The following is a 21,661-nucleotide window of genomic DNA, read 5'->3' on the forward strand; positions in this document are numbered from 1 at the left end:
GTAGGAGAGTGCGAGTGATGAGCCGGACGACGAAAAAGGTCAACCCCGGACGGATTCTGTTCGTGGGCGCCGGTCCCGGCGACCCGGACCTGCTGACGGTCCGGGCGCGCAGCGTTTTGTGCAGCGCCACGACGGCCTTCATCGATCCCGACGTCCCGCCCGGCGTCGTCGAACTGATCGGCTCGGTCCACCGACCCGAGGCCGCCCCTACCACCCGGCGCACCAAGCCGGTCGACCCCGAAGCGGTCGACACGGCCGACGACGTCGATGCCGAATCCTCGTCGGAGGATCCGGTCAGTGTGCACCCGGCGCTCGGCGCCCCCGCCGACGTTGCCAAGACCCTCGTCGGAATCGCGAAGACCGGGACCGACGTCGTGCGCGTCGTCGCCGGCGATCCGCTGACCTCCAGCGCGGTCCTGGCCGAGGTCGGCGCTGTCGCACGTACCTCGGTGGCCTTCGAGGTCCTACCCGGCCTGCCTGCCGCCGCGGTCGTGCCCAGCTACGCCGGCATGCCGCTCGGCTCGGGCTACACGGTTGCCGATGTGCGCGGCGACGTCGATTGGGCGGCGCTGGCCGCTGCGCCCGGTCCGCTGGTCCTGCACAGCACGGCCGGCCATCTCGCCCAGGCCGCCGCGTCACTGATCGACAACGGCCTGCCCGCCACCACCCCGGTGGCCATCACCGTCAACGGCACGACGTGCGCACAGCGCACCATCGAGGCCACCCTGGAGACCGCTGCGGACTCGGGCGGCGAGCTACTCGGTCCGCTGCTGGTCACCATCGGCAAGGTCGTGACCCAGCGCGGCAAGCTCTCCTGGTGGGAGACGCGCGCCCTCTACGGCTGGACGGTTCTCGTGCCGCGCACCAAGGAGCAGGCCGGTGAGATGAGCGATCGCCTCGTCGGGCACGGCGCCATTCCCAAGGAGGTGCCGACGATCGCCGTCGAGCCCCCGCGCTCGCCCGCGCAGATGGAGCGCGCCGTCAAGGGTCTGGTGGACGGCCGCTACCAGTGGGTGGTGTTCACCTCCACGAACTCGGTTCGCGCAGTGTGGGAGAAGTTCGCCGAGTTCGGCCTCGACGCCCGCGCGTTCTCCGGTGTGAAGATCGCCTGCGTCGGCGAGGCCACCGCTGATCGCGTCCGGGCGTTCGGCATCGAGCCCGAGTTGGTCCCGTCCGGTGAGCAGTCCTCGCTGGGCCTGCTGGAGGACTTCCCGCCCTACGACGAGGTCTTCGACCCGGTCGACCGTGTGCTGCTGCCGCGTGCCGACATCGCCACCGAGACCCTCGCCGAGGGCCTGCGGGAACGCGGCTGGGAGATCGACGACGTCACTGCCTACCGCACCGTGCGCGCGGCCCCGCCGCCCGCGGAGACCCGCGAAATGATCAAGACCGGTGGGTTCGACGCGGTTTGCTTCACGTCGAGTTCGACAGTGCGCAACCTCGTCGGGATCGCAGGCAAACCGCACGCGCGGACCATCGTCGCGTGCATCGGCCCGAAGACCGCTGAGACCGCGGTCGAGTTCGGCCTCCGCGTCGATGTGCGGCCCGAGACGGCGTCGGTGCCCGACCTTGTCGAGGCGCTTGCTGCGCACGCCGCGCGGCTACGTGCCGAGGGCGCACTGCCCCCGCCGCGCAAGAAGTCGCGCCGCTCGCGGTCCTAGGTTGATCAGTTAACGATTGCGCTCGGAAATCGAGCGTTTTCGCTAACTGCTATTGCGCGACCTTAGACTCGACGGCGTGACTGCTGAACGCGTGACCGGCCCGACGATTCGTCCGCGCCGCCTCCGCTCGACTGCGGCCGTGCGCCGCCTGGTGGCCCAGACCGACCTCGCGCCGCGCCATCTGGTGCTGCCGATGTTCGTCGCGGACGGTCTGGACGAGCCCAAGCCGATCGCCTCGATGCCCGGCGTCGTGCAGCACACGCTCGATTCGCTGCGCACCGCCGCCGAGGAGGCGGTCGCTGCCGGCGTCGGTGGGCTGATGCTGTTCGGCGTACCGCGTGCCCAGGACAAGGACGCGCTGGGATCCGGTGCCGACAGCGCCGACGGAATCCTGAACCGTGCGCTGGCCGCGCTGCGCGCCGACTTCGGCGACGACACCGTCCTCATGGCCGACACCTGCCTCGACGAGTTCACCGACCATGGGCACTGCGGCGTCGTCGACGATCAGGGGCGCGTGGACAACGACGCCACCCTGTCTCGGTACCAGGCGATGGCGGTGGCGCAAGCGCGGGCTGGGGCGCACATGCTCGGTCCCAGCGGGATGATGGACGGCCAGATCGCCGCCATCCGCGCGGCGCTCGACGAGGCCGGCCACACCGACACGGCACTGCTCGCCTACACCGCGAAGTACGCGTCGGCTTTCTACGGCCCGTTTCGCGATGCCGTGGACTCGTCGTTGGACGGGGATCGGCGCACCTACCAACAGGATCCGGCCAACCGTGCCGAGGCGCTGCGCGAATTGGAGCTCGACCTCGCCGAGGGCGCCGACCTGGTCATGGTGAAGCCGGCGATGGGCTACCTCGACATCCTCGCCGACGTGGCCGCGCACTCGCCGGCCCCCGTCGCCGCGTATCAGGTCAGCGGCGAGTACTCGATGATCAGCGCTGCCGCAGAGCGGGGCTGGATCGACCGGCGGTCCGCAGTGCTCGAATCATTGACGTCGATCCGGCGCGCCGGTGCGTCGATCGTCCTCACCTACTGGGCGGCCGAGGTCGCCGGTTGGGTGAGTGGGTCGGCCGGTCAGTAACCTGGTAGTCATGACCGTTGCCCAGCCCGCGGGCCCGATGCCGCCGCAACCACCCCAGCGGCCCGCGCTGATCAGCTCGATCGCGATTGCCACTGAACTGTGGCTCGTGGTCATCGTGGCGCTGGCGCTGACCCAGATCGGGAGCTACCCGACGGTGCGCGACGCGATGGACAAGCGGTTGGCGGAACTGCCCAAAGACGCGAGCGAGACCGTGCGCCGGTCGGCAGAAATGATGACCAACCCCGGGCTGATCGTCGCATCTTTGGTCGTGGCTGTCCTGGTTGGCGCGGCGATCGCCCTGACTGCGATGTACTTCGCGCGCGCTGGATACACCTGGGCGCGGCTGATCCTGTCGGGCCTGAGTGCGTATGTCCTCGTCGGCGGGGTTATGGCATTCGCCGGCGAGCGGGTCTGGACGCAGGCGCCGCAGATCGTCGCCGGGGTGTGCGCGGCCGCGGCGCTCCTGCTACTCATGCGACGCGACGCGGACACCTACTGCCGCGAGATGGCCCAGTTCCGGGCCTACGCCAAGACACCGGCCGCGTTGGCGCAGGCCTTCCCGACTACGCCGTGGCAGGGATATTCGCAGCCGCCCGCGCCTAACCACCGGAACGAAGGGACGGGACACCCCCATGAGTGACCCCGCCGAGCGCGTCGGCTCTAACGACGAGGATTTCGACGCCGCCGACCTGGTAGACGATCAACAGGACGAGGTCAGCCTGGAGAAGGTCGACCTGGACGAGGTCGATCTTGCGGACGACGACTCGAATGACGCCGATGGGTCTGCCGCGCCCGATGACGGCCTCTCGCCCGTCGACGAGGACTTTGGCGAGGTGTTGTTCGCCGAGCAGGGCAGCGGTTGGTGGCCGATGCTGATCGGCCCGGTCCTCATCGGGGCGATCCTGCTCATGGAGGCCCTCGGTCCGGGGCAGGTCCACTGGCCGGTGATGATCATCTTCTTCATCGTCATCACCGGGCCGACATACCTGTTCATCACCGCGGCTCGGACCTACGCCAGCGTTGAGCTCACCGACAGGACACTCCGCTGTGGGACCCGCCGGATCAACCTGGCCGATATCGCGAAGATCTACCCGCCCAACACCGGTAACGACTACAAGGACTGGGAGAAGGCCACCGCGCTGGGCGAGCTCCCCGCGGTTCCGCGCGGCCGGAAGGGCATCGGTATCCGGATGGTGAACGGGAAGCTGGCGCAGGCCTGGGCGCGCGACGTCGAACGGTTGCGCATCGAGCTCACCGAGGCGCATCTGGCCGTGAAGATGGGCCTCTAGTCGTCGGCTCAGCCGTGCTCGAGCATCGGCGCGGTGAGGAGCGCCTCGGGGATGCCGAATGCGTCGACGAGAGTGCGCGCGTGTGGGCGCAACTGCTCGCAGAGGTCATTGACCCCACGACGGATCGCCTTGGCACGCTCGACCGATACGTGCCGATGCATCAGGAACCAGGACAGGTCGGCTTCGAGCGCCGAGTACACGAACAGGTCGCAGACCTTGCCGAGCAGCTCCGCCGCCGACCGCGAATCACACTTGTCGATGGCCTCGATGAACGACTCGAGGACCAGGCGCTCGGTGTGGGCGGTCGCTGCCTTGAGCAAGTGGTCCTGCGTGTTGTTGAAGACGGTGAACGGGTCGTCGGCGTCGGCGGCCTTGCGCAGCCGCTGCGCGCAGGTGCGTCGCAGGTGGTCCTCACGATTGCGGAACAGGCGGATCTGCGTGCCGCGGTTGGTCAGCTCTGACTTATCGGGATCCTCGTCGGAGGAGTCCAGCAGGGTTTGCACGACCTGGCGCACCGCGGTCTTCTCGGCCACGACGTCGCCGACCATCCCGGCCACGAACCGCACCCAGCCCGCAGCGTTGAGCCCGCGCATCTCGTCGGAGTAGGAGCCCAGCAGTTCCTTGCCGACGAGTTGCGTCAGCACCGTGTTGTCACCCTCGAAGGTCGTGAATACATCGATGTCGCCGCGCAGGATCGACAGTTGGTTCTCGTCGAGGTAGCCGGCGCCGCCGCACGCTTCGCGGCACACGTTGATGGTGTGGCTGGCGTGGCCGCTGCCGTACGCCTTGAGCCCGGCGGCCCAGCTTTCCAGCAGCCGCTGCCGGTGCGGGTCGACGGTGTCGGCCTCGAGTGACTGGACGTCGTGCAGCTCGGCGGTCAACTCATTCTGCGCGAACGCGATCGCATATGACTTCGCCAACAGTGGCAGCAGCTTCCGCTGATGGGCGCGGTAGTCGAGGATGGTGATCTCATAGGTGCCGTCGGGGGCATCGAACTGCTTGCGCACCAGTGCGTACCGGATCGCGAGGGCCAGTGCCTTGCGGGCCGCCGCGCCGGCCGTCGCGCCTACCGAGACACGGCCCCGGATCAGAGTGCCGAGCATGGTGAAGAACCGGCGGTTGTCGCTCTCGATCGGCGAGCTGTAGGTGCCGTCCGCGGCCACGTCGGCGTACCGGTTGAGAAGGTTCTCCCGTGGGATGCGGACCTCGTTGAACACGAAGCGTCCGTTGTCGACGCCGCGCAATCCGCCCTTGTAGCCGCAGTCGGAGGTCGTGACGCCGGGTAGATCCTCGCCGTCGTCGCCGCGCACCGGCACGAAGAAGCAGTGCACGCCGCGGTTGGTCGGCTCCTCGCCGGGCCCGCCGGTGATCAGCTGCGCGAACACGGCCGACACGGTGGCATGCTCGCCGGCACCGCCGATGTAGTCCTTGCGGGCCAAGGGTGTCGTCGAATCGATCACGAACTCACCGGTGTTCGGGTCATAGGTCGCGGTGGTCTCCAGTGCCTGCACGTTGGAGCCGTGCCCGGTTTCGGTCATGCCGAACGAGCCGAGCAGTTTGAGGTCGATGAGGTCGGCGACGTAGCGCTCGTGGTGGCGTGCGGTGCCCAGGTTCTCCACCGCACCGCCGAACAGGCCCCACTGGACGCCCGACTTCACCATGAGCGACAGGTCCGCGTAACCCAGCATCTCGATGCCGACGATCGCCCGGCCGACGTCGCCGGTACCACCGTGCTCGGTGCGGAAGCCCGCCGACGCAAAGTTCTGCGAGGCCAGCTCCTTCATCTCGGCGAGGATCTTCGCCCGCGAGGGACCCAGGTCGAGCGCGGGATCGGGGAGGAGGTCGGCACGGTCCAATGCGATGCGCAGCTCGTCGCGGACGTCCTTCCACCGGCCGTCCAGCGCGGCGCGCAGGCCGTCGACGGTGGTGGTGTCGGTGATTTGGTCGGGTGTCGTCGGATCGATTTCGGCAGCCATGGGTTCTACCGTATTCGTTTCGCCCGTCTTTGGGCCGCGCAATCCCACAGGGCTTCGTCAATGCCGCGTCGATCCGGCGATCGGCGTTGGGTTGTCGAAAGCGTGCAGGGTTGCGAACTAGCCTGATCGAGTGGTGTTGAACCGTGTGGCCGCGGCACTGTTGGTTGTTGGGGCATTGACCACAGCGTGTACCCGAGGCGATCCGCAGCCCGAGGTCACCACGCAGCCCGAAGTGTCCACCGCCCGCTACGCCCACCTGGGCGACAGCTTCGCAGCCGGATCGGGGATCGACCCGACTGTTCCCGATTCCCCGGCGATGTGTCTGCGCTCGCAGCTCAACTTTGGGCAGTTGATCGCACGCGGCCTTCACGACGGCACGATCGCGGCACGGAGCCGATTGCGCGGGCTAGGCGCCGCCGAGTTCGCCGACGTCTCATGCGGAGCCGCCACCACCGCCGATCTCACCGTCGCACAGTATTTCGGAGTCGCACCGCAGGCCGACGTACTGGGGCCGTCGACCGAACTCGTCACCCTCCTGATCGGCGGCAATGACGGCCGTCTCTTCGCCGACGCGGTCAACGCGTGCAGCGCCGTCGCCGAGACCGATGTCGACGGCGATCCGTGCCGCCGGAGCAGCGGTGCCCGATTCGACGACGAGGTGGCCACGACGATCGCGCCCGCCCTCGTCGACGCGGTGGCACTGGTCAAGCGCCGCGCACCCAACGCGCGGCTGCTCGTCGTCGGGTACCCGCGCATCCTTCCGGCACGCGGAGGTTGCTACCCGGTGATGCGCATCGCGGCCGGCGATGTCGCCTACCTCGACGACCTGCAGGTGCGGCTCAACCGTGCCATCGCCGCCGCCGCGACGACCGGAGGCGCCACCTATGTGGACACGTGGTCGGCCTCGGCGGGACGCGATGCGTGCGCACCACCGGACCGACGCTGGGTGGAGCCGATGGTCGGGGCGCGGACGCGCACCACGGTGCATCCCAACGCCGCAGGTCAGCGGGGGATCGCCGACGCCGTTGCCGCTGCGCTGCGGTGAGATGGCGCGGCAACCTGACAGCTGCCTGAGCCGATTGGGGGTTTGCCGGGTGACTTTGCCACACTGGACGTCGTGACTGCGTCCCCCGATCACCGTGTGCGCGGTACCGCCGTGTCGGCCGAGATGTTCACCCGCGCCGCCAAAGTCATCCCCGGCGGTGTGAATTCGCCCGTCCGCGCGTTCTCCGCCGTCGGCGGCACACCGCGCTTCATCACCTCGGCGCGGGGCTGCCACCTGACCGATGCCGACGACAACGTTTACGTCGACTTGGTGTGCTCGTGGGGCCCGATGATCCTCGGCCACGCCCACCCGGCGATCGTCGATGCGGTCCGCAGCGCGGCCACCGGCGGCCTGTCGTTCGGGGCACCCACCCTGGGCGAGGTTGAACTCGCCGAGGAGATCGTCGCGCGCGTCGACCCCGTCGAGGAAGTACGCCTGGTCAACTCCGGTACCGAGGCCACCATGTCGGCAGTGCGGCTGGCCCGCGGCTTCACCGGCCGCGCCAAGATCATCAAGTTCGCCGGCTGCTACCACGGTCACGTCGACGCGCTGCTCGCCGAGGCCGGGTCGGGTGTGGCGACACTCGGCCTGCCGACCTCGCCCGGCGTGACCGGTGCTGCCGCGCACGACACGATCGTCCTCCCGTATAACGACCTCGCCGCTGTGGAGGCCGCATTCGCCGACCACGACGGTCAGATCGCCGCCGTCATCACCGAGGCCGCCGCGGGCAACATGGGCGCCGTCCCACCGCTGCCCGGCTTCAATGCCGGCCTGCGCCGCCTCTGCGACGAGAACGGGGCACTGCTGATCATCGACGAGGTGATGACCGGTTTCCGCGTCAGCCCCGCGGGCTGGTTCGGCCTGGAGGGTGTCGCCGCGGACCTCTACACCTTCGGCAAAGTGATGAGTGGCGGGCTGCCCGCCGCGGCATTCGGCGGGCGCGCCGACATCATGGGCCGTCTCGCACCGATGGGGCCCGTCTACCAGGCCGGGACCCTCTCGGGGAACCCCGTCGCGGTGGCGGCCGGCTTGGCGACGCTGCGCAACGCCGATGCGGCCGTCTATGCGGCACTCGACGCCAATGCGCAGCGGATAGGCGCGATGCTCGGGGAGGCACTGGATGCGGCCGGCGTCGGGCACCGGGTGCAGTTCGCCGGGAATCTCGTCAGCGTCTTCTTCACCGACGACCCGTCGACGCCGATCACCAACTACGACCAGGTTCGCGCCACGCAGACCTACCGGTTCGCCCCGTTCTTCCACGCGATGCTCGACGCCGGGGTGTATCCGCCGCCGAGCGCGTTCGAGGCGTGGTTCGTCTCGGCCGCCCTCGACGACGACGCCTTCGCCACCATCGCCGCCGCGCTGCCGGGTGCAGCCGCCGCGGCCGCAGCCGCCACGAGCGGGGAGTAGGACAACCGATGAGCGAGAAGATCATCCGCAGCAGTGGTACGCGCACCGGCGAGCACACCGTCGTCCACATGATGCGTCACGGCGAGGTGTTCAACCCGTCGGGCATCCTGTACGGGCGGCTGCCCGGGTTCGCCCTCTCGGAGACCGGGCGCGGGCAGGCGCAGGCCGTCGCCGATGCCTTCGCCGACCACGAGATCGCCGCCGTCTTCGCCTCGCCGCTGCAGCGGGCCCAGGAGACCGCGACGCCGATCGCGACGTCGCACGGGCTGGAGATCATCACCAACGACGATCTGATCGAGGCGGACAACGCCTTCGAGGGTTTGAAGGTCTCCGTCGGCGACGGTGTGCTGGGCCGGCCGCGTCACTGGGCGAAGTTGCGTGACCCCTTCACCCCGTCATGGGGCGAGCCGTACATCCAGATCGCCCACCGCATGCTGGGGGCGGCCACCACCGCCCGCGATGCGGCGCGCGGCAGCGAGGTCGTCTGTGTGAGCCACCAGCTGCCGGTATATACGCTGCGCCGCTTCCTGGAGGGTCAGCGTCTTTGGCACGACCCGCGCCACCGCCAGTGCTCGCTGGCCTCGGTGACCAGTCTCGTCTACGACGGTGATGCGCTTATCGACATCGTCTACTCCGAGCCTGCCGGCGCCACCGATCCGCTGATCCGGGGGGCCTGAACGTGCGGCTTGTCAGGTTCTCGGTTCGACGGCCCGCCGCACTTGCCACGGCGCTGCTTGCCGTCGTGCTCGGTGCGACGGTGCTTGCGGGCTGCGGTACCGGCAAGGATGCCGTACGGCAGGGCGACACCTGGGAATTCGTATCGCCCGGCGGGCAGACCGTCATCAACTACGAGCCGTCGCAGCGCAAGCCGGTCGCGCCGCTGTCGGGGCCGGAGCTGGTCACCGACAAGCAGGTCGCAGTGTCGGACTTCGACGGCGACGTCGTCGTCGTGAACGTGTGGGGCTCGTGGTGCGGGCCCTGCCGCGGCGAGGCCGACCTGCTGCAGCGGACGTACGAGCAGACCCGCGACCAGGGCGTCGCGTTCCTCGGGATCAACCTGCGCGACAACCGGGGCGCGGCCCGCGATTTCGTCGCCGACCGCGGCATCACTTACCCATCGATCTACGACTTCTCCGGTGCCCGGCTCGCCGCGCTGACGACCCCGACGTCGGTGGTCCCGACGACGGTGATCCTCGACCGTCAGCACCGTCCGGCGGTGGTGTATCTGCGCGCCGTCGAGGCGGTCGAGCTCAAAGAGGCCGTCAACCGGGTGGCCGCAGAAAAATGAACCCAGCGAAGTGAACACCGCCAGCGCGCTCTCTGACGCAGCGACCTCCGGGCCGCTGCTGCTGGCGCTCGGCGCGTGCGTCGTGGCTGGCCTGTTGTCCTTCGCCTCGCCGTGCGTCGTTCCGCTGGTCCCGGGCTACCTTTCGTTCCTGGCCGGCCTGGTCGGCGCGCAGGCGCCCGCGGTCACCGTCGCGCAGTCGCGGCAGGAGGAACACGTCGGTGCGCGGCGGGTGGTCGGGGCAGCGCTGCTGTTCGTCGCCGGGTTCACCGTCGTGTTCGTGCTGGCGATGGCCACCGTCTTCGGGATCACCGATCGGTTCAGCGGGGCCGGCGGCCGGCCGCTGCAGATCGTCGGGGGCCTGATCACCATTGTCATGGGACTGGTGTTCATCGGCCTGGTCCCCGCGCTGCAGACCGACCGCCGGTTCTCCGCCGAACGCGTCGACGGCGGGCGCCTCGGGGTCTTTGCCGCACCGCTGCTGGGTGCGGTTTTCGCGCTCGGCTGGACGCCCTGCTTGGGGCCGACGCTGGTGGCGATCGTCGCGACCGTCACCGGGACCGAGGGGGCGACCGCGGCCAAGGGCGTCGCGATGATGGTGGCCTACTGCGCGGGCCTGGGCATCCCGTTCGTGGTGCTTGCGCTCTCCTCGACGTGGGCCGTGCGCAGCTGGGGATGGTTGCGCGCGCACACCCGCACCCTGCAGATCATCGGCGGTATCGCACTGCTGCTCGTCGGCTTCGCGCTGGTGACCGGGGCGTGGGACCACTTCGTGGCGTGGCTGCAGACGCGGTTCGCCCCCGACGCCGGGATCCTGCTGTGAGCGGCGCCGTGGCCACCAGGCCACCCGAGACACCGCCGCAGCCCCCGTCGCGCCCGTCGTCGCTGCAGCGCTACCTCGTGGCCCCCACGCGCAACTTGTGGCGCTCCCTGACGTCGATGCGCACCGCGCTGGCACTACTGTTCCTGCTTGCCGTCGCGGCGATCCCCGGCGCACTGCTGCCGCAGCGACCGCTCAACGCGGCCAAGACGCAGGCCTACATCGACAACCACGGGCGGCTGGGCACCATCATGGACCGCCTGCAACTGTTCGACGTGTTCGCCAGCAGCTGGTTCACGGCGATCTACGCCCTGCTCTTCGTCTCGTTGGTCGGGTGTCTGCTGCCGCGCATGGCCGAGCACCTGCGCAGCCTGCGGGCCCGCCCGGTGCCGGTGCCGCGCAACCTGGCCCGCATGCCACGCCACGAGGAGATCGTCGTCGACGGCGACGTCGACCCCGAGCAGCTCGCGCAGCGCATCCGCGGCAATCTGCGCGGCTGGCGATCGACGATCTATCCGCCCGATCAGAGCAAGGTCGGGACCTACGAGGTGTCCGCAGAGAAGGGCTATCTGCGCGAGTTCGGCAACCTCGTCTTCCACTTCGCCCTGTTGAGCCTGCTCATCGCCGTCGCCGTCGGCAAGATGTGGGGCTACGAGGGCACCCGCAGCCTCGTCGCCGACGGTGAGGAGGGCATGTGCAACACCTCGACCGCGGTCTACGACTCGTTCCGGGCCGGTCGCCTCGTCGACGGCACCGACTTGCAGCCGTTTTGCATCCGCGTCGACGACTTCACCGCCACGTTCCTGCCGTCCGGGCAACCGGACATGTACACCGCGATGATGCGATACACCGAAGGTGCGCCGACCACTGATCCGGGCACGTGGCCGCTGGCGCGGGTGCGCGTCAACGAACCGCTGCGCCTGGCCGGCAGCCGCGTGTACGTACTCGGAAACGGATTCGCCCCGACGTTCACGGTGACATTCCCCGACGGTCAGAAGCGCACCCAGACGGTGCCGTTCGCTCCCGACGAGATGCAGACGATGCTGTCCTCGGGCGCGGTGCGCGTCGACCCGCCCGCGGGCATGTTCCCCGTCGAAAAGGACCGCCGTCGAAACCAGATCGGCATCGAGGGCATCTTCGCACCGACGGCGAAGTTCGACGGCACATTGCTTTCGTCGTCGTCGCCGATCCCGAAGGACCCGTACGTCGCGATCCGCGTATACCGAGGCGACACCGGCCTGGACTCGGGTCGGCCGCAGAACGCCTATGCGCTGGACACCGCGCTGATGCACAGCGGGCAGCTCAGACGTGTCGGGCAGGCGAACCTGAAGCCGGGCAGGGTGCTGCACCTCGACAACGGCACGACGGTGACGTTCGACGGCTACCAGCGGTGGGTGTCGATACAGGTGTCCAACGACCCGGCGCAGTTGTGGGTGCTGGTGTCGGCGGTCGTGATGCTGCTCGGGCTGCTCGTCTCGCTGCTGGTGAAGCGGCGTCGCGTATGGGCCCGCATCCGGGTGCTCGATGACGGACCCGACGGTCAACGACGTACTGTAGTAACGGTGGCCGGCCTGGCCCGCACCGATTCAGCGGGGTGGGGCGACGGCTTCTCCGAGCAGGCGCGCGAGCTGGTGCTCGGCGCAGATGGTTCGAGGTGATGACGTGATCGAGATGCTTGCGAACGCCCCCGGTGAGGTGGCGGTCCACGTCGACGAAACCCTGTCGCGCTGGTCGGATGTCCTTTACGGCACGGCCCTGGGCGTCTACGCGGTGGCCGTGCTGCTGCTCTTCGCCGGTTTCGCCGCGACGCGTTCGGCGGTGGCGGGTCAGCGCCCGGCGGTGTTCGCACGCGCGGGTGCGGGGACGGTCGTCGACGCCGGACAGTCGGCGCCGGGCCGGGTGGTCCCGGTCGAGCGCGCTTCGGGCGGCCAGCGGTTCGTCAACATGGGCTATGCGGTGGCGCTCGTCGGCATGCTCGCCCACCTGGGATCCATCGTCACCCGCGGAATCGCCACGAGCCGTGCCCCCTGGGGCAACATGTACGAGTTCATCTCACTGACGATGATCGCGTGTCTGGTCGGCGGGCTCATCGCACTGCGGGCGCCGGAGAACCGCAAGTACTTGGCGTTCGTGGTGGCGACGGTGTTGCTGCTGCTGGTCATCAACGACCGCTTCCTCTTCACCGCGGCCAGTCCCGTGGTGCCGGCGCTGAAGTCGTACTGGCTGGTCGTCCACGTGTCGATCATCTCGATCAGCTCGGGCGTCCTACTGGTCTCCGGTGTCGCCAGCATCCTGTACCTGCTGAGCCTGCGGTTCGGCTGGTTCGGCGAAGACGCATCCGAGCGCCTGGACCGCATCGCCTACCGGTGCGTGGTGTTCGCGTTCCCGTTGTTCAGCCTCGGCGTCATGTGCGGCGCGATCTGGGCCGAGCACGCTTGGGGCCGCTACTGGGGTTGGGATCCCAAAGAGGTCGTCTCGTTCATCACGTGGGTGGTCTACGCCGCCTACCTGCACGCTCGAGCGACGGCCGGGTGGCGCGTCCAGGCGGCCGCCATCAACGTCGCCGGCTTCGCGACGGTGTTGTTCAATCTGTTCGCGATCAACCTCGTCATCGCCGGCCTGCACTCCTACGCCGGCGTCTAGCTCTCGCGTACCCTGGGCAGTAGGAGGTCCGCCGTGCTCTATCTGATCCTGCTCATCCTCGTCGTTGTGCTGGGCGTGGTCCTATGGCGTATGACCCAAGCGCCTGGCGATTCGACGCCGCGCCGCCCGACTCCGCGCGGGCCGATCGGTCCCGACGATGATCCGGATTTCCTCCTCGACCTGCGTCGTAAGAACCAGGACCGCGATTCCTAGGTTCGCAACCTCGCGACCGGACCCCAGTCACTCATACCCGCCAGCGAGTTTCGCAGGCCGCCGTCGCGCCGATCTGTATCCACGCGATGCCGGCCATCACGACGCTGGTCACACGCCAGCGAGATGATGAATAGCCCGGTCTGGGCGATGGTCCACCTCATGCTTACTCTTTCGCCTCTGGCGGCGAAATCGTAACGCGAGGGGATTAGTCCAGGGCGAGGGCGGAGCGGTTGTTCAGCAGCGCGACGACGTCGGACTCGCGGTAGCGGCGGTGCCCGCCGGGAGTGCGGATCGACTGCAGGATGCCAGCCGTCGACCACCGGGCCACCGTCTTAGGGTTGACGCTGAACATGGCGGCGACGTCGGCGGGCTTGAGGTTGAACTGGCTGGCGCCGGCGGCGGTGATGCCGGCCGGGTTGTCGAGGATCGTCACGATGTGCCCTTCTTCGTCGAATCGGTCGTGTTGGACTCCGTGACACCGTTCTACTCGCTCAAGGGTCGGGTGTTCGAACCGTCATCACTAGGTAAAGACATGGTCAAATTGTCGGGTTTGACGTTTTGTAGCCCTCCTGTGACCGTCAATCCCGTCTGCGGTACGGGCCGGATAGGGTGGGCATGTGACCGAGGAACACAGTCCCGAACCATCGTCGGAGGACGCACCAGCGCCGACCGGAGTACCCGGATTGATCGGAGCCATCGCTGCCTACGCAGGTGCGCGTCTGGTGTTGGTCGCGGTCATCGCCGCCGCAATCATGGGTATCGGCAAGCTGGCGGGCCAGACGGTCCCGCTCATCGTCGCCGTGGCATTCGGCGTGCTGATCGCGCTGCCGCTGGGCCTGCTGCTCTTCAAGTCGCTGCGCACCAATGTGAACACCCGTATCGCGGCCGTCGACGCCGAGCGTGCGCGCCGACGGCAGGAGTTGCAGGGCCGGCTGCGCAAGCCGGGCAAGTGAGTCGCGGCGATGAGCGCTGAGGCGCCCATGACCCGCAGCGTCGACCACCGGGTCAACCGTGACTGGGTCCGCGAAGCGGTGCACACGATCGAGGCCGACACCCGACGCTCCGCCGACACCCACCTGCTGCGCATCCCACTCCCGGCGTGGTCGCGATGGACCGGAGACGACGGCCGGCCCGCCGGTGTCGACCTTTACGTCAAGGACGAATCGACCCATCCCACCGGCTCGCTCAAGCACCGCCTTGCGCGATCGCTGTTCCTCTACGCGCTGTGCAACGGTTGGATCGACGAGTCGACGACCGTCATCGAGGCGTCATCGGGGTCCACCGCGGTGTCGGAGGCCTACTTCGCCAAGCTGATCGGCGTGCCGTTCGTGGCGGTCATGGCGGCGGGCACTTCACCGGAGAAAGTGCGGTTGATCGAACGCCAGAGCGGTCGTTGCCACTTCGTCGACAACCCCGCCGACGTGTACGACGTCGCCGCACAGCTCGCGGATGAGCTCGGCGGCCACTTCATCGACCAATTCACGATGGCCGAGCGCGCCACCGATTGGCGCGGCAACAACAACATCGCCGAATCGATCTTCGACCAGCTAGCCGACGAGCGGTACCCGATCCCCAGCTGGACGGTCGTCGGCGCGGGGACCGGCGGTACGTCGGCGACGCTGGGACGCTATCTGCGCTACCGCGGCCATGACACGTGTCTGTGTGTGGTCGACCCGGAGAACTCGGTGTTCTTCCCCGCCTACGAGACCGGCGACGGGTCGCTGCGCAGCGATGTCGGCTCGCGCATCGAGGGCATCGGTCGCCCGCGGGTCGAGCCGTCGTTCGTCTCCCAGGTGATCGACCGGATGCTCGCGGTACCCGACTCGGCGTCGATCGCGGCCATGCGGTTCTTCTCCGGGCTGCTCGACCGCCGCGTCGGCCCGTCGACCGGTACGAACATCCACGGCGCCCTGCTCCTCGTCGCCGAAATGGTTGCCTCACGCGAACCGGGATCGGTGGTGACGCTGCTGTGCGACCCGGGTGAGCGCTACGCGACGACCTACTTCGACGACGAGTGGTTGGCGGGCAAAGGCATCGACATCGACGGAGCGACTGAAGCCCTGCGACGCTTGTGGCACGACGGCCGGTGGCGCGAAGGCGAGGTCGGTGCGTGAGCCCCAACATCACCCGTAGCGTCGTCGCGCCGCCGTTGGTCAGTGCGCGCGGATTGGTGCGTGAATACGCCTTCGGCGACACGGCTGTCCGCGCCCTCGATGGCGTCGACCTCGATCTGGCCGGCGGACGTTTCGTGTCGATCGTGGGCCCCTCGGGCGCGGGTAAGTCGACGCTGCTGCACATCCTCGGCGCGCTCGACCAACCGACAGCAGGGGAGATTGTCGTCGACGGTGTGCCGCTGACCGGCCTCGACGATGCTGCCGCGTCGGAGTTCCGCCGCCGCCGCGTGGGATTCATCTTCCAATTCTTCAACCTGGTCCCGACGATGTCGGCGTGGGAGAACGTCGCCCTTCCGCGCTTGCTGGACAACCAGTCGCTGCGCAAAGCGAAACCGGAGGCCGTGGCTCTACTCGAGCGGGTCGGCCTCGGTGACCGCATCGACCACCGCCCCAACGAGCTGTCGGGTGGCCAGATGCAGCGTGTCGCGATCGCCCGCTCGCTCATCATGGACCCGGCGATCGTGCTCGCCGACGAGCCGACGGGCAATCTCGACAGCCGCACCGGCCGTGATGTCCTCGACCTCCTCGCCACCCTGGCCCACGACCGCCCTGACCGCCTCGTCGTCATGGTCACCCACGACGCCAACGCGGCGGCGGCGACCGACCAGATCATCACGGTGCGCGACGGGCGGGTCGTCCTCTGATGGGGGTCGCAGCCCGGCTGCGCGCGGGCGCGACCCGGGTGCGGCTGCTGAACCTACGTGAGATCGTCACCCATCGGTTGCGGGTCGTCACGTCGCTCTCGGTGATCGTCGTCGCCTCGGCGCTGCTGGTAGCGGTATTCGGCACGTTCGGTTCACTGACCGGTTCGGTGCGCGACCTGACCGCCGCGTTGACCGGCGACGCCGATCTCGAGATCGCGGCGATCTCCGATTCCGGTCTGCCCGCCGACCTGGCGGGGCAGTTGCGCCGTGAGCTGCCCGGTGCGCAGGCCGTGGTCCCGATGATCCGAGCCCAAGTGCGCATCGACCCGCCGGGCGCGCCGTCCGCTGATCCGAAGCTGAGCCTGCTCATCGGATCCGATCAACGCGTGACGCAGTTGTCGCCGCAGCTGCGCGATGCGATGGCGACTGTGGGCGCGGGCGAGGGTGTGGACCTCGCCGACCTACAGACCGGTGTAATCGCGGGTCCGGGAACCGGCCTCGCTGAAGGCGAGAAGGTAGTCGTCAACGGCGTCGACGTCACCGTCTTGCGGATCGCGCCGGCAAAGGGCACCGAAGTCCTCAACCGCGGGAACTTCCTCTTCGCCTACCTGCCGCTGGCCCAGCGGATGACCGGGTTCGACGCGGGCGACGGGCGTGTCGACTCGCTGCTGGTCGTCGCGAAACCCGGCGCCGATATGTCGCAGATGCGCGAGCGTGCCGTCCAGGTCGTGAACGGACGCGCCGTCGTCGTCGACCCCGCGTTCCGGCAGAAGCAGGCCGAGGTCGCCACCGCGGTGACCCGGGACTCGACCCTGCTGGTTTCGGTCATCTCGCTGGTGATCGCCGGGTTCCTCGTCTTCAACACGATGAACATGGCGGTGGCTTCGCGCCGGTCCGCGCTCGCGATGGTGCGCGCATTGGGAGCGCGGCGCGGGCAGTTGGTCGGAGACATGCTGGGAGAGGCGGCCTTCTACGGCTTCCTCGGCGGCCTGATCGGCATTCCGGTCGGCATCCTCGCGGGCCGCTGGGCGATCAGTCGGCTGCCGGAGATGACCCTGAACTCCGTCGGTGCGTCAGTCAACTATCACCTGCCGGTGTTCGCACCCTTCGTGGCGCTGGCGGCGTGCATTGCCGCGTGTGTGGCCGCGACGGCGTTGGCGGCACGGACAGTGTTCTCGGTGTCGCCGGTGGAGGCGATGTCGGCGGCCGGCGGCGACGTTGACAAGCCGCTGTCGCGCCCGGTCGTGGCCGTTGCGGCGGTTGGCGGGCTGGTCGGCATCGCGGCCTCGTGGGTGCTGGCGACGTCGGTGCCCGGGCGTACCGCCATCATCGCCGGCGCCGTATTCGGAGCGAGTGGGCTGTTGCTGTGCTTCGCTCTCACCGGACCGCTGGTGCGCGGGGTGACCGCTCTTGCCGGCCGATTCGGTGCGCCGGGCACACTTGCGGCGGTCAACACCGCCCGCGCGTCGCGCCGCGTCTGGGCGACGGTGATGACGGTCGCGGTCGCGATCGCCGTCGGTATGGGGACCTCTGGGGCGTTGCAGAACCTGGTGTCGTCGCTCTCGGGGTCGCTGCAGGGCCTCGGTGAGCCGGCGTTCTACCTCTCGACGTCGAACCGCGACGGCATTCCGACCGGCCCGACCTTCGGCGACGACGTGGCCGCGGCGGCCGCGAGGGTGCCGGGCGTCGAACGTGTGGCGGCCTCCCAGTGGGCCGGGGTCAACGTCGGCGAGGCACGCATCCTGGTGCAGGGCTTGGCTCCAGGCCTGAGCGCACCGTATATGCACAAGACCGACCAGGCCGCGCTGCGGCAGATCCTCGACGGGGACGGCATCGTGTTGTCGTCAGTGGCCGCCCGCAACCTGGGGCGGTCGATCGGCGACGAGGTGGTGTTGGCCACGCCGACCGGCTACCACGGGTTGGTCGTGCGCGACGTCGTCGACTACGTCGCGCTGGATTCGGGCAGCGCAGCCATCTCTTTGGCACTGCTGCAGAAGTGGTTCGACCGACCGGGCGCGACGTTCCTGCAGATCATGGCCGACGAGGGCGCCGACGTCGATCAGGTGCGCGCGGGATTGGACGCGGTCGCGGCCCGCTATTCCGCCGGGCGACTGCCGCTGTACGTGTATTCGGGCGAGGAGGCCGTGCGTGCGACGCAACAGTCGGCTGAACAGTCCGGGGCGTTCACCGTCGCGATCCAGTGGATCGTGTCGGTAGCGGCCGCGGTGGCACTGCTCAACACGTTGCTGCTGAGCGTGATCGAACGACGCCGAGAGTTAGCCGTGCTGCGCGCGCTCGGGGCGTCGCGGCGTTTCGTCTTCCGAATGGTGTTGGCCGAGGCGGCAGCGATCGCCGTCATCGGCTCGTTGGCCGGCCTCATCCTGGGTGCGTTGCTGCACCTGATCAGCGACCAGATCCTGACTGCGGCCACCTCGATCGCGGTGCACTACTCGCCGCAGTGGTCGACGCTGATCTACGTCGTGGTGTCGGTGGGCTTGTGCCTCGTCGGCGCGCTCACGCCCGCGGTCCGGGCGGCGCGGATGAACATCTCCGAATCGATCGCCGACGAGTAGCGGGAGATCAGTTCGGCCAGTAATGGCTGTCCGGGGTGGCGCGGGCACCGAAGATCGCCTGGCCGACGCGGACGCAGGTGGACCCCTGCTCGATGGCGGTCTCAAAGTCGCCGGACATACCCATCGACAGTTCTCCGGGCCCGATGAGATCGGGGTCGGTGTCACGTGCGCGGTCGCGCAGGTCGCGCAGCAGGGCGAAACAGCCACGCACCCGCTCGGCGTCGGCGGAGAGTGCCGCCAGCGTCATCAACCCGCGCACGCGTAGCGACGAGAAGGGGGCCAGTTCGGTGAGGAAGCCGGCGAGGTCGTCGGGGTGCAACCCGAACTTGGACTCCTCGCTGGACGTGTTGACCTGTACAAGGACGTCGATTCCGCGACCCAGCGTCTGAAGCCGCCGGTCGAGGGCCGCAGCGACGCGAAGACTGTCGAGCGCTTGGAACTCGTCGGCGAGAGCGGCGACGTCCTTGGCCTTGTTGGTCTGCAGGTGCCCGATCACCGACCACTTCACCCCCGTATCAGCGAGCTCGCCGTGCTTGCGCTTGACCTCTTGGACCTTGTTCTCGCCGAACCAGTCGCAGCCGGCGGCGACTGCATTTCGGAGTCGGTCGGACTCGACCGTCTTCGACACCGGTAGTAGTCGGACCTCCGCGGGGTCGCGCCCGGCCGCCCGCGCCGCGTCGTCGATGCGCGCCCGGATGACCGCGAGGTTGGCATGGAAATCGTCGACTGTACTGGCGGCGGGATACTCGGTCACGACTCTCATTGTCCACTAGCCTGGCGCCATGACGTCGCCGGTGGACCCGCTTGCCGTCGGCCAGAAGATGGTCGCCGTGCTCGACGATGGCCGGCGAACCGGCACGTACAAGCTGGCAGTAGCTGTGGCCTTGCTGGACCTTGCTGTGGAACTTGCACCGGCCGATCCGGATGCGAAGGTCCCGATCGACCTCGATGTGCTCACCGTGCGGGTCATGGAGCAGTACTGGGGTCAGCTGCGTCCGTTCGAAGGACAGGTCCTGCGGCAATCGTCTGATGGGCGAAGCGTGATCCTCAAGGCGTTGTCCAACTTGCGCAATGCAGTCGCAGGGCACCGTGAGATCCCGCTCGAGACCGCGAAGCTTCTTGCGCCCGATGCGTACGAATTCTGCGTGGCGGCGGTGAAGGACAATGTCGTCCGCTACCCGCTCAAACTGCTCCAGAACGTAGGTACGTCGGCCCGGGCCGAGCATTTCCTATACGACGAACCGTGGCTCGACAGCGCAACGAAACGATCGATCAGGGAGCATGGCAACCAGATCTGGCTGCTGCCGGGAGTTGCGCGATCCCTGTCCAGATTGGCCCCGCTGCTCAAACCTGCGTTCCAACTCGCGTGGGCACAGGACGTGCGCGGCATGAACTCCTTCCTAGCGGATGAGCCAGACGTTGCTCAGCACCTATTCGGCGCGGATCGAGTGTCGCTTACGCGGCCGGCAGAGGTGCTCGCCGCGGCTTACGGGCCGCAATGCTTCTACTGCGCGTCTCGCATTCGGCGCGATCGGCAGGTCGACCATGTCTTGCCCTGGTCCCGGGTCGGACTCGATGGCCTGACCAATCTGGTCCTAGCCTGTGCCAGCTGCAATTCGAACAAGTCGAACTACGTTCCTGCGCCCGGACTCGTGGAGCGAGCGTTGGGGCGGGGACGTGAAAGCCTCCAAGAACTTGCCGATGGCATCGATTGGCCGAGCCAGTACGGCAGGGTCGAATCTGCGGCGAGGGGGATCTACGTGACGATCACGACCGCCACCCCGGTGTGGCATGAGCGCAGCCGAATCGAGCCGCTCACACGAGTCGACTTTGTGTGGCCAGTCGACGGTCGCTGAGTGACGTTCTGTCTGACTGCGCAGGTCTATCTGGTTGGCTTGCGGCTCTGGTGCGCTCGCACGACACGCGGCGGTAACCGGCTGGCGTTCCGTGCGCGTATGCGACTCGCATTAATGCACGTGACAGGGTCACGACCGGCGCATCCCGCCTTCCAGGCCGAGCTCGACGCCCTGACCGATGCCACCATTGCGACGGTTGCCGCGCTCGGATGGGAGTGGGAGCTAGAAAGCATCGCACCAAACCAAGCCGTCAATAATTCTTGACAGATCGCGAGTGTCAACATAACCTGACATCGTGACCGAAGAGAACCCGACCGCCGAGGCGGTCGCCGACACAGACCCGGCGCGCGGCCTTGCCGCTGTGCGCGCACTGCGGACGCTGGCCGACAGGCTGGAAGGCATCCACGTCGAGAACGCCCGCAACGCGGGGTGGAGTTGGCAACAGATCGCCGAGGTCCTCGAGATCAGCCGGCAGGCCGTGCACCAGAAGTACGCGCGGCGCACTGAGGATTCGGCCACCGAATGACCAAGAACAACCCACCGGCCCCGACCGCTCTGGCGACCGGGCCGGGATGACACGAAGGAGGAGCCTCATGTTTGGCTCACGACTAACCACGGACGCCCGTATGGCGTTTCCATTCGCCATGGCGGAGGCGCAGGACCTCGGCCACTCGAGCCTGCGACCCGAGCACATGATCCTGGGCGTGCTCTGCAACGCCCGCGATCCGCTGGTCGCCGTCCTCGCCGGGCACGGCATAACCTTGGAGACCGCTCGCGGCGCCGTGCGTGCCGCACCCGCGGAACCCGAGAACACCCCGACCTCCGATGAGGACCGCTACGCCGAGGATCGCGAGGCTTTGAAGATCCTCGGCATCGACCTGGACAAGGTCCGGGAGGCGGTGGCCCGCAACTTCGGCGACGACCTGACGTCGGGTCTCGTCGGCCTCGCGGCGCGCGAAAACATCGACTGCATCCTGATCGAGAC

At 68.4% G+C, this 21,661-nt stretch carries 22 protein-coding genes; 19 read left to right on the forward strand and 3 right to left on the reverse strand.

Annotation, left to right across the window (positions count from 1 at the left end; all coding sequences use genetic code 11):
• Positions 1-17 precede the first annotated feature (17 nt).
• The 4 genes from B4L26_RS11840 (at position 18) to B4L26_RS11855 (ending at position 4,037) form a co-directional block, all read left to right on the forward strand.
• Positions 18-1,661 (forward strand): bifunctional uroporphyrinogen-III C-methyltransferase/uroporphyrinogen-III synthase, encoded by a 1,644-nt coding sequence (locus tag B4L26_RS11840; protein WP_290719075.1) that lies wholly within the window; start codon positions 18-20, stop codon positions 1,659-1,661.
• Between the two features lie 76 nt (positions 1,662-1,737).
• Positions 1,738-2,748, forward strand: coding sequence for a porphobilinogen synthase (hemB, locus tag B4L26_RS11845; protein WP_290719076.1), 1,011 nt, complete (start codon positions 1,738-1,740; stop codon positions 2,746-2,748).
• Positions 2,749-2,758: 10 nt separating this feature from the next.
• Positions 2,759-3,388: a hypothetical protein gene (locus B4L26_RS11850; protein ID WP_290719077.1), complete on the forward strand. Its 630-nt coding sequence runs from the start codon at positions 2,759-2,761 to the stop codon at positions 3,386-3,388.
• Entirely contained in the window at positions 3,381-4,037 is a 657-nt protein-coding gene (locus B4L26_RS11855; RefSeq protein ID WP_290719078.1) for a DUF3093 domain-containing protein, read from the forward strand. The genes B4L26_RS11850 and B4L26_RS11855 overlap by 8 nt, the downstream gene beginning before the upstream one ends.
• An 8-nt stretch (positions 4,038-4,045) precedes the next feature.
• On the opposite strand, the gene B4L26_RS11860 is transcribed toward B4L26_RS11855, so the two are convergent.
• Positions 4,046-6,013, reverse strand: coding sequence for an acyl-CoA dehydrogenase (locus B4L26_RS11860; RefSeq protein ID WP_290719079.1), 1,968 nt, complete (start codon positions 6,011-6,013; stop codon positions 4,046-4,048).
• Positions 6,014-6,143: 130 nt separating this feature from the next.
• On the opposite strand from B4L26_RS11860, the gene B4L26_RS11865 reads away from it, so the two are divergent.
• The 8 genes from B4L26_RS11865 to B4L26_RS11900 all read left to right on the forward strand — a co-directional run bounded on the left by B4L26_RS11865 (position 6,144) and on the right by B4L26_RS11900 (position 13,429).
• A complete protein-coding gene (locus B4L26_RS11865) occupies positions 6,144-7,058 on the forward strand; it encodes an SGNH/GDSL hydrolase family protein (RefSeq protein WP_290719080.1) in 915 nt (304 codons plus the stop codon).
• Between the two features lie 123 nt (positions 7,059-7,181).
• Entirely contained in the window at positions 7,182-8,468 is a 1,287-nt protein-coding gene (gene hemL / locus B4L26_RS11870) for a glutamate-1-semialdehyde 2,1-aminomutase (RefSeq protein WP_290719094.1), read from the forward strand.
• 8 nt (positions 8,469-8,476) lie between these two features.
• Positions 8,477-9,145: a histidine phosphatase family protein gene (locus tag B4L26_RS11875; RefSeq protein WP_290719081.1), complete on the forward strand. Its 669-nt coding sequence runs from the start codon at positions 8,477-8,479 to the stop codon at positions 9,143-9,145.
• A gap of 2 nt (positions 9,146-9,147) precedes the next feature.
• Positions 9,148-9,756 carry a TlpA disulfide reductase family protein gene (locus B4L26_RS11880; protein ID WP_290719082.1) on the forward strand — a complete coding sequence of 203 codons (609 nt, stop codon included), beginning with the start codon at positions 9,148-9,150 and terminating at the stop codon, positions 9,754-9,756.
• Between the two features lie 10 nt (positions 9,757-9,766).
• Complete coding sequence (locus B4L26_RS11885; RefSeq protein ID WP_290719083.1) at positions 9,767-10,576, forward strand: cytochrome c biogenesis CcdA family protein; 810 nt, start codon at positions 9,767-9,769, stop codon at positions 10,574-10,576.
• Positions 10,573-12,231: a cytochrome c biogenesis protein ResB gene (gene resB / locus B4L26_RS11890; protein ID WP_409563399.1), complete on the forward strand. Its 1,659-nt coding sequence runs from the start codon at positions 10,573-10,575 to the stop codon at positions 12,229-12,231. Before B4L26_RS11885 ends, resB begins: the two co-directional genes overlap by 4 nt.
• A 13-nt stretch (positions 12,232-12,244) precedes the next feature.
• On the forward strand, positions 12,245-13,216 hold the full coding sequence (ccsA, locus tag B4L26_RS11895) for a cytochrome c biogenesis protein CcsA (RefSeq protein ID WP_290719096.1): 972 nt from the start codon (positions 12,245-12,247) through the stop codon (positions 13,214-13,216).
• A 33-nt stretch (positions 13,217-13,249) separates the two neighbouring features.
• Positions 13,250-13,429 carry a hypothetical protein gene (locus B4L26_RS11900; RefSeq protein WP_290719084.1) on the forward strand — a complete coding sequence of 60 codons (180 nt, stop codon included), beginning with the start codon at positions 13,250-13,252 and terminating at the stop codon, positions 13,427-13,429.
• 205 nt (positions 13,430-13,634) lie between these two features.
• Here the strand turns inward: B4L26_RS11900 and B4L26_RS11905 are convergent, their stop codons facing one another.
• Positions 13,635-13,865 (reverse strand): BldC family transcriptional regulator, encoded by a 231-nt coding sequence (locus B4L26_RS11905; RefSeq protein ID WP_409563524.1) that lies wholly within the window; start codon positions 13,863-13,865, stop codon positions 13,635-13,637.
• A gap of 181 nt (positions 13,866-14,046) precedes the next feature.
• Between B4L26_RS11905 and B4L26_RS11910 the strand changes: the two genes are divergently transcribed.
• From B4L26_RS11910 to B4L26_RS11925, 4 genes are read left to right on the forward strand one after another with little or no spacing between them, the layout of a single operon-like run.
• Positions 14,047-14,382, forward strand: coding sequence for a DUF4229 domain-containing protein (locus B4L26_RS11910; protein WP_290719086.1), 336 nt, complete (start codon positions 14,047-14,049; stop codon positions 14,380-14,382).
• A 9-nt stretch (positions 14,383-14,391) separates the two neighbouring features.
• The gene (locus B4L26_RS11915; protein WP_409563400.1) at positions 14,392-15,543 is read left to right on the forward strand and encodes a PLP-dependent cysteine synthase family protein; all 1,152 of its coding nucleotides are present in this window, start codon (positions 14,392-14,394) and stop codon (positions 15,541-15,543) included.
• Complete coding sequence (locus B4L26_RS11920) at positions 15,540-16,247, forward strand: ABC transporter ATP-binding protein (protein WP_290719087.1); 708 nt, start codon at positions 15,540-15,542, stop codon at positions 16,245-16,247. Before B4L26_RS11915 ends, B4L26_RS11920 begins: the two co-directional genes overlap by 4 nt.
• Positions 16,247-18,820 carry an ABC transporter permease gene (locus tag B4L26_RS11925; protein WP_290719088.1) on the forward strand — a complete coding sequence of 858 codons (2,574 nt, stop codon included), beginning with the start codon at positions 16,247-16,249 and terminating at the stop codon, positions 18,818-18,820. Before B4L26_RS11920 ends, B4L26_RS11925 begins: the two co-directional genes overlap by 1 nt.
• Positions 18,821-18,827: 7 nt before the next feature.
• Here B4L26_RS11925 and B4L26_RS11930 read toward each other — a convergent pair whose 3' ends face one another.
• Positions 18,828-19,583, reverse strand: coding sequence for a YggS family pyridoxal phosphate-dependent enzyme (locus B4L26_RS11930; RefSeq protein ID WP_290719089.1), 756 nt, complete (start codon positions 19,581-19,583; stop codon positions 18,828-18,830).
• 19 nt (positions 19,584-19,602) lie between these two features.
• Here B4L26_RS11930 and B4L26_RS11935 point away from each other — a divergent pair, with 19 nt between their 5' ends.
• From B4L26_RS11935 to B4L26_RS11945, 3 genes are all read left to right on the forward strand, one after another.
• Positions 19,603-20,676 (forward strand): HNH endonuclease, encoded by a 1,074-nt coding sequence (locus tag B4L26_RS11935; protein ID WP_290719090.1) that lies wholly within the window; start codon positions 19,603-19,605, stop codon positions 20,674-20,676.
• A gap of 295 nt (positions 20,677-20,971) precedes the next feature.
• The gene (locus tag B4L26_RS11940) at positions 20,972-21,202 is read left to right on the forward strand and encodes a helix-turn-helix domain-containing protein (RefSeq protein ID WP_290719091.1); all 231 of its coding nucleotides are present in this window, start codon (positions 20,972-20,974) and stop codon (positions 21,200-21,202) included.
• Positions 21,203-21,302: 100 nt separating this feature from the next.
• On the forward strand, positions 21,303-21,661 hold a 359-nt coding region (locus tag B4L26_RS11945; protein ID WP_290719092.1), incomplete at its 3' end, for a Clp protease N-terminal domain-containing protein.

This window comes from Gordonia sp. UBA7599, assembly GCA_002477755.1.
Taxonomy (GTDB): domain Bacteria; phylum Actinomycetota; class Actinomycetes; order Mycobacteriales; family Mycobacteriaceae; genus Gordonia.

Coding starts and splice junctions, on each gene's coding strand:
- B4L26_RS11840 (WP_290719075.1), top strand. CDS start 18: ATGAGCCGGACGACGAAAAAGGTCAACCCCGGACGGATTCTGTTCGTG.
- B4L26_RS11850 (WP_290719077.1), top strand. CDS start 2,759: ATGACCGTTGCCCAGCCCGCGGGCCCGATGCCGCCGCAACCACCCCAG.
- B4L26_RS11855 (WP_290719078.1), top strand. CDS start 3,381: ATGAGTGACCCCGCCGAGCGCGTCGGCTCTAACGACGAGGATTTCGAC.
- B4L26_RS11860 (WP_290719079.1), bottom strand. CDS start 6,013: ATGGCTGCCGAAATCGATCCGACGACACCCGACCAAATCACCGACACC.
- hemL (WP_290719094.1), top strand. CDS start 7,182: ATGTTCACCCGCGCCGCCAAAGTCATCCCCGGCGGTGTGAATTCGCCC.
- B4L26_RS11875 (WP_290719081.1), top strand. CDS start 8,477: ATGAGCGAGAAGATCATCCGCAGCAGTGGTACGCGCACCGGCGAGCAC.
- ccsA (WP_290719096.1), top strand. CDS start 12,245: ATGCTTGCGAACGCCCCCGGTGAGGTGGCGGTCCACGTCGACGAAACC.
- B4L26_RS11915 (WP_409563400.1), top strand. CDS start 14,392: ATGAGCGCTGAGGCGCCCATGACCCGCAGCGTCGACCACCGGGTCAAC.
- B4L26_RS11925 (WP_290719088.1), top strand. CDS start 16,247: ATGGGGGTCGCAGCCCGGCTGCGCGCGGGCGCGACCCGGGTGCGGCTG.
- B4L26_RS11930 (WP_290719089.1), bottom strand. CDS start 19,583: ATGAGAGTCGTGACCGAGTATCCCGCCGCCAGTACAGTCGACGATTTC.
- B4L26_RS11935 (WP_290719090.1), top strand. CDS start 19,603: ATGACGTCGCCGGTGGACCCGCTTGCCGTCGGCCAGAAGATGGTCGCC.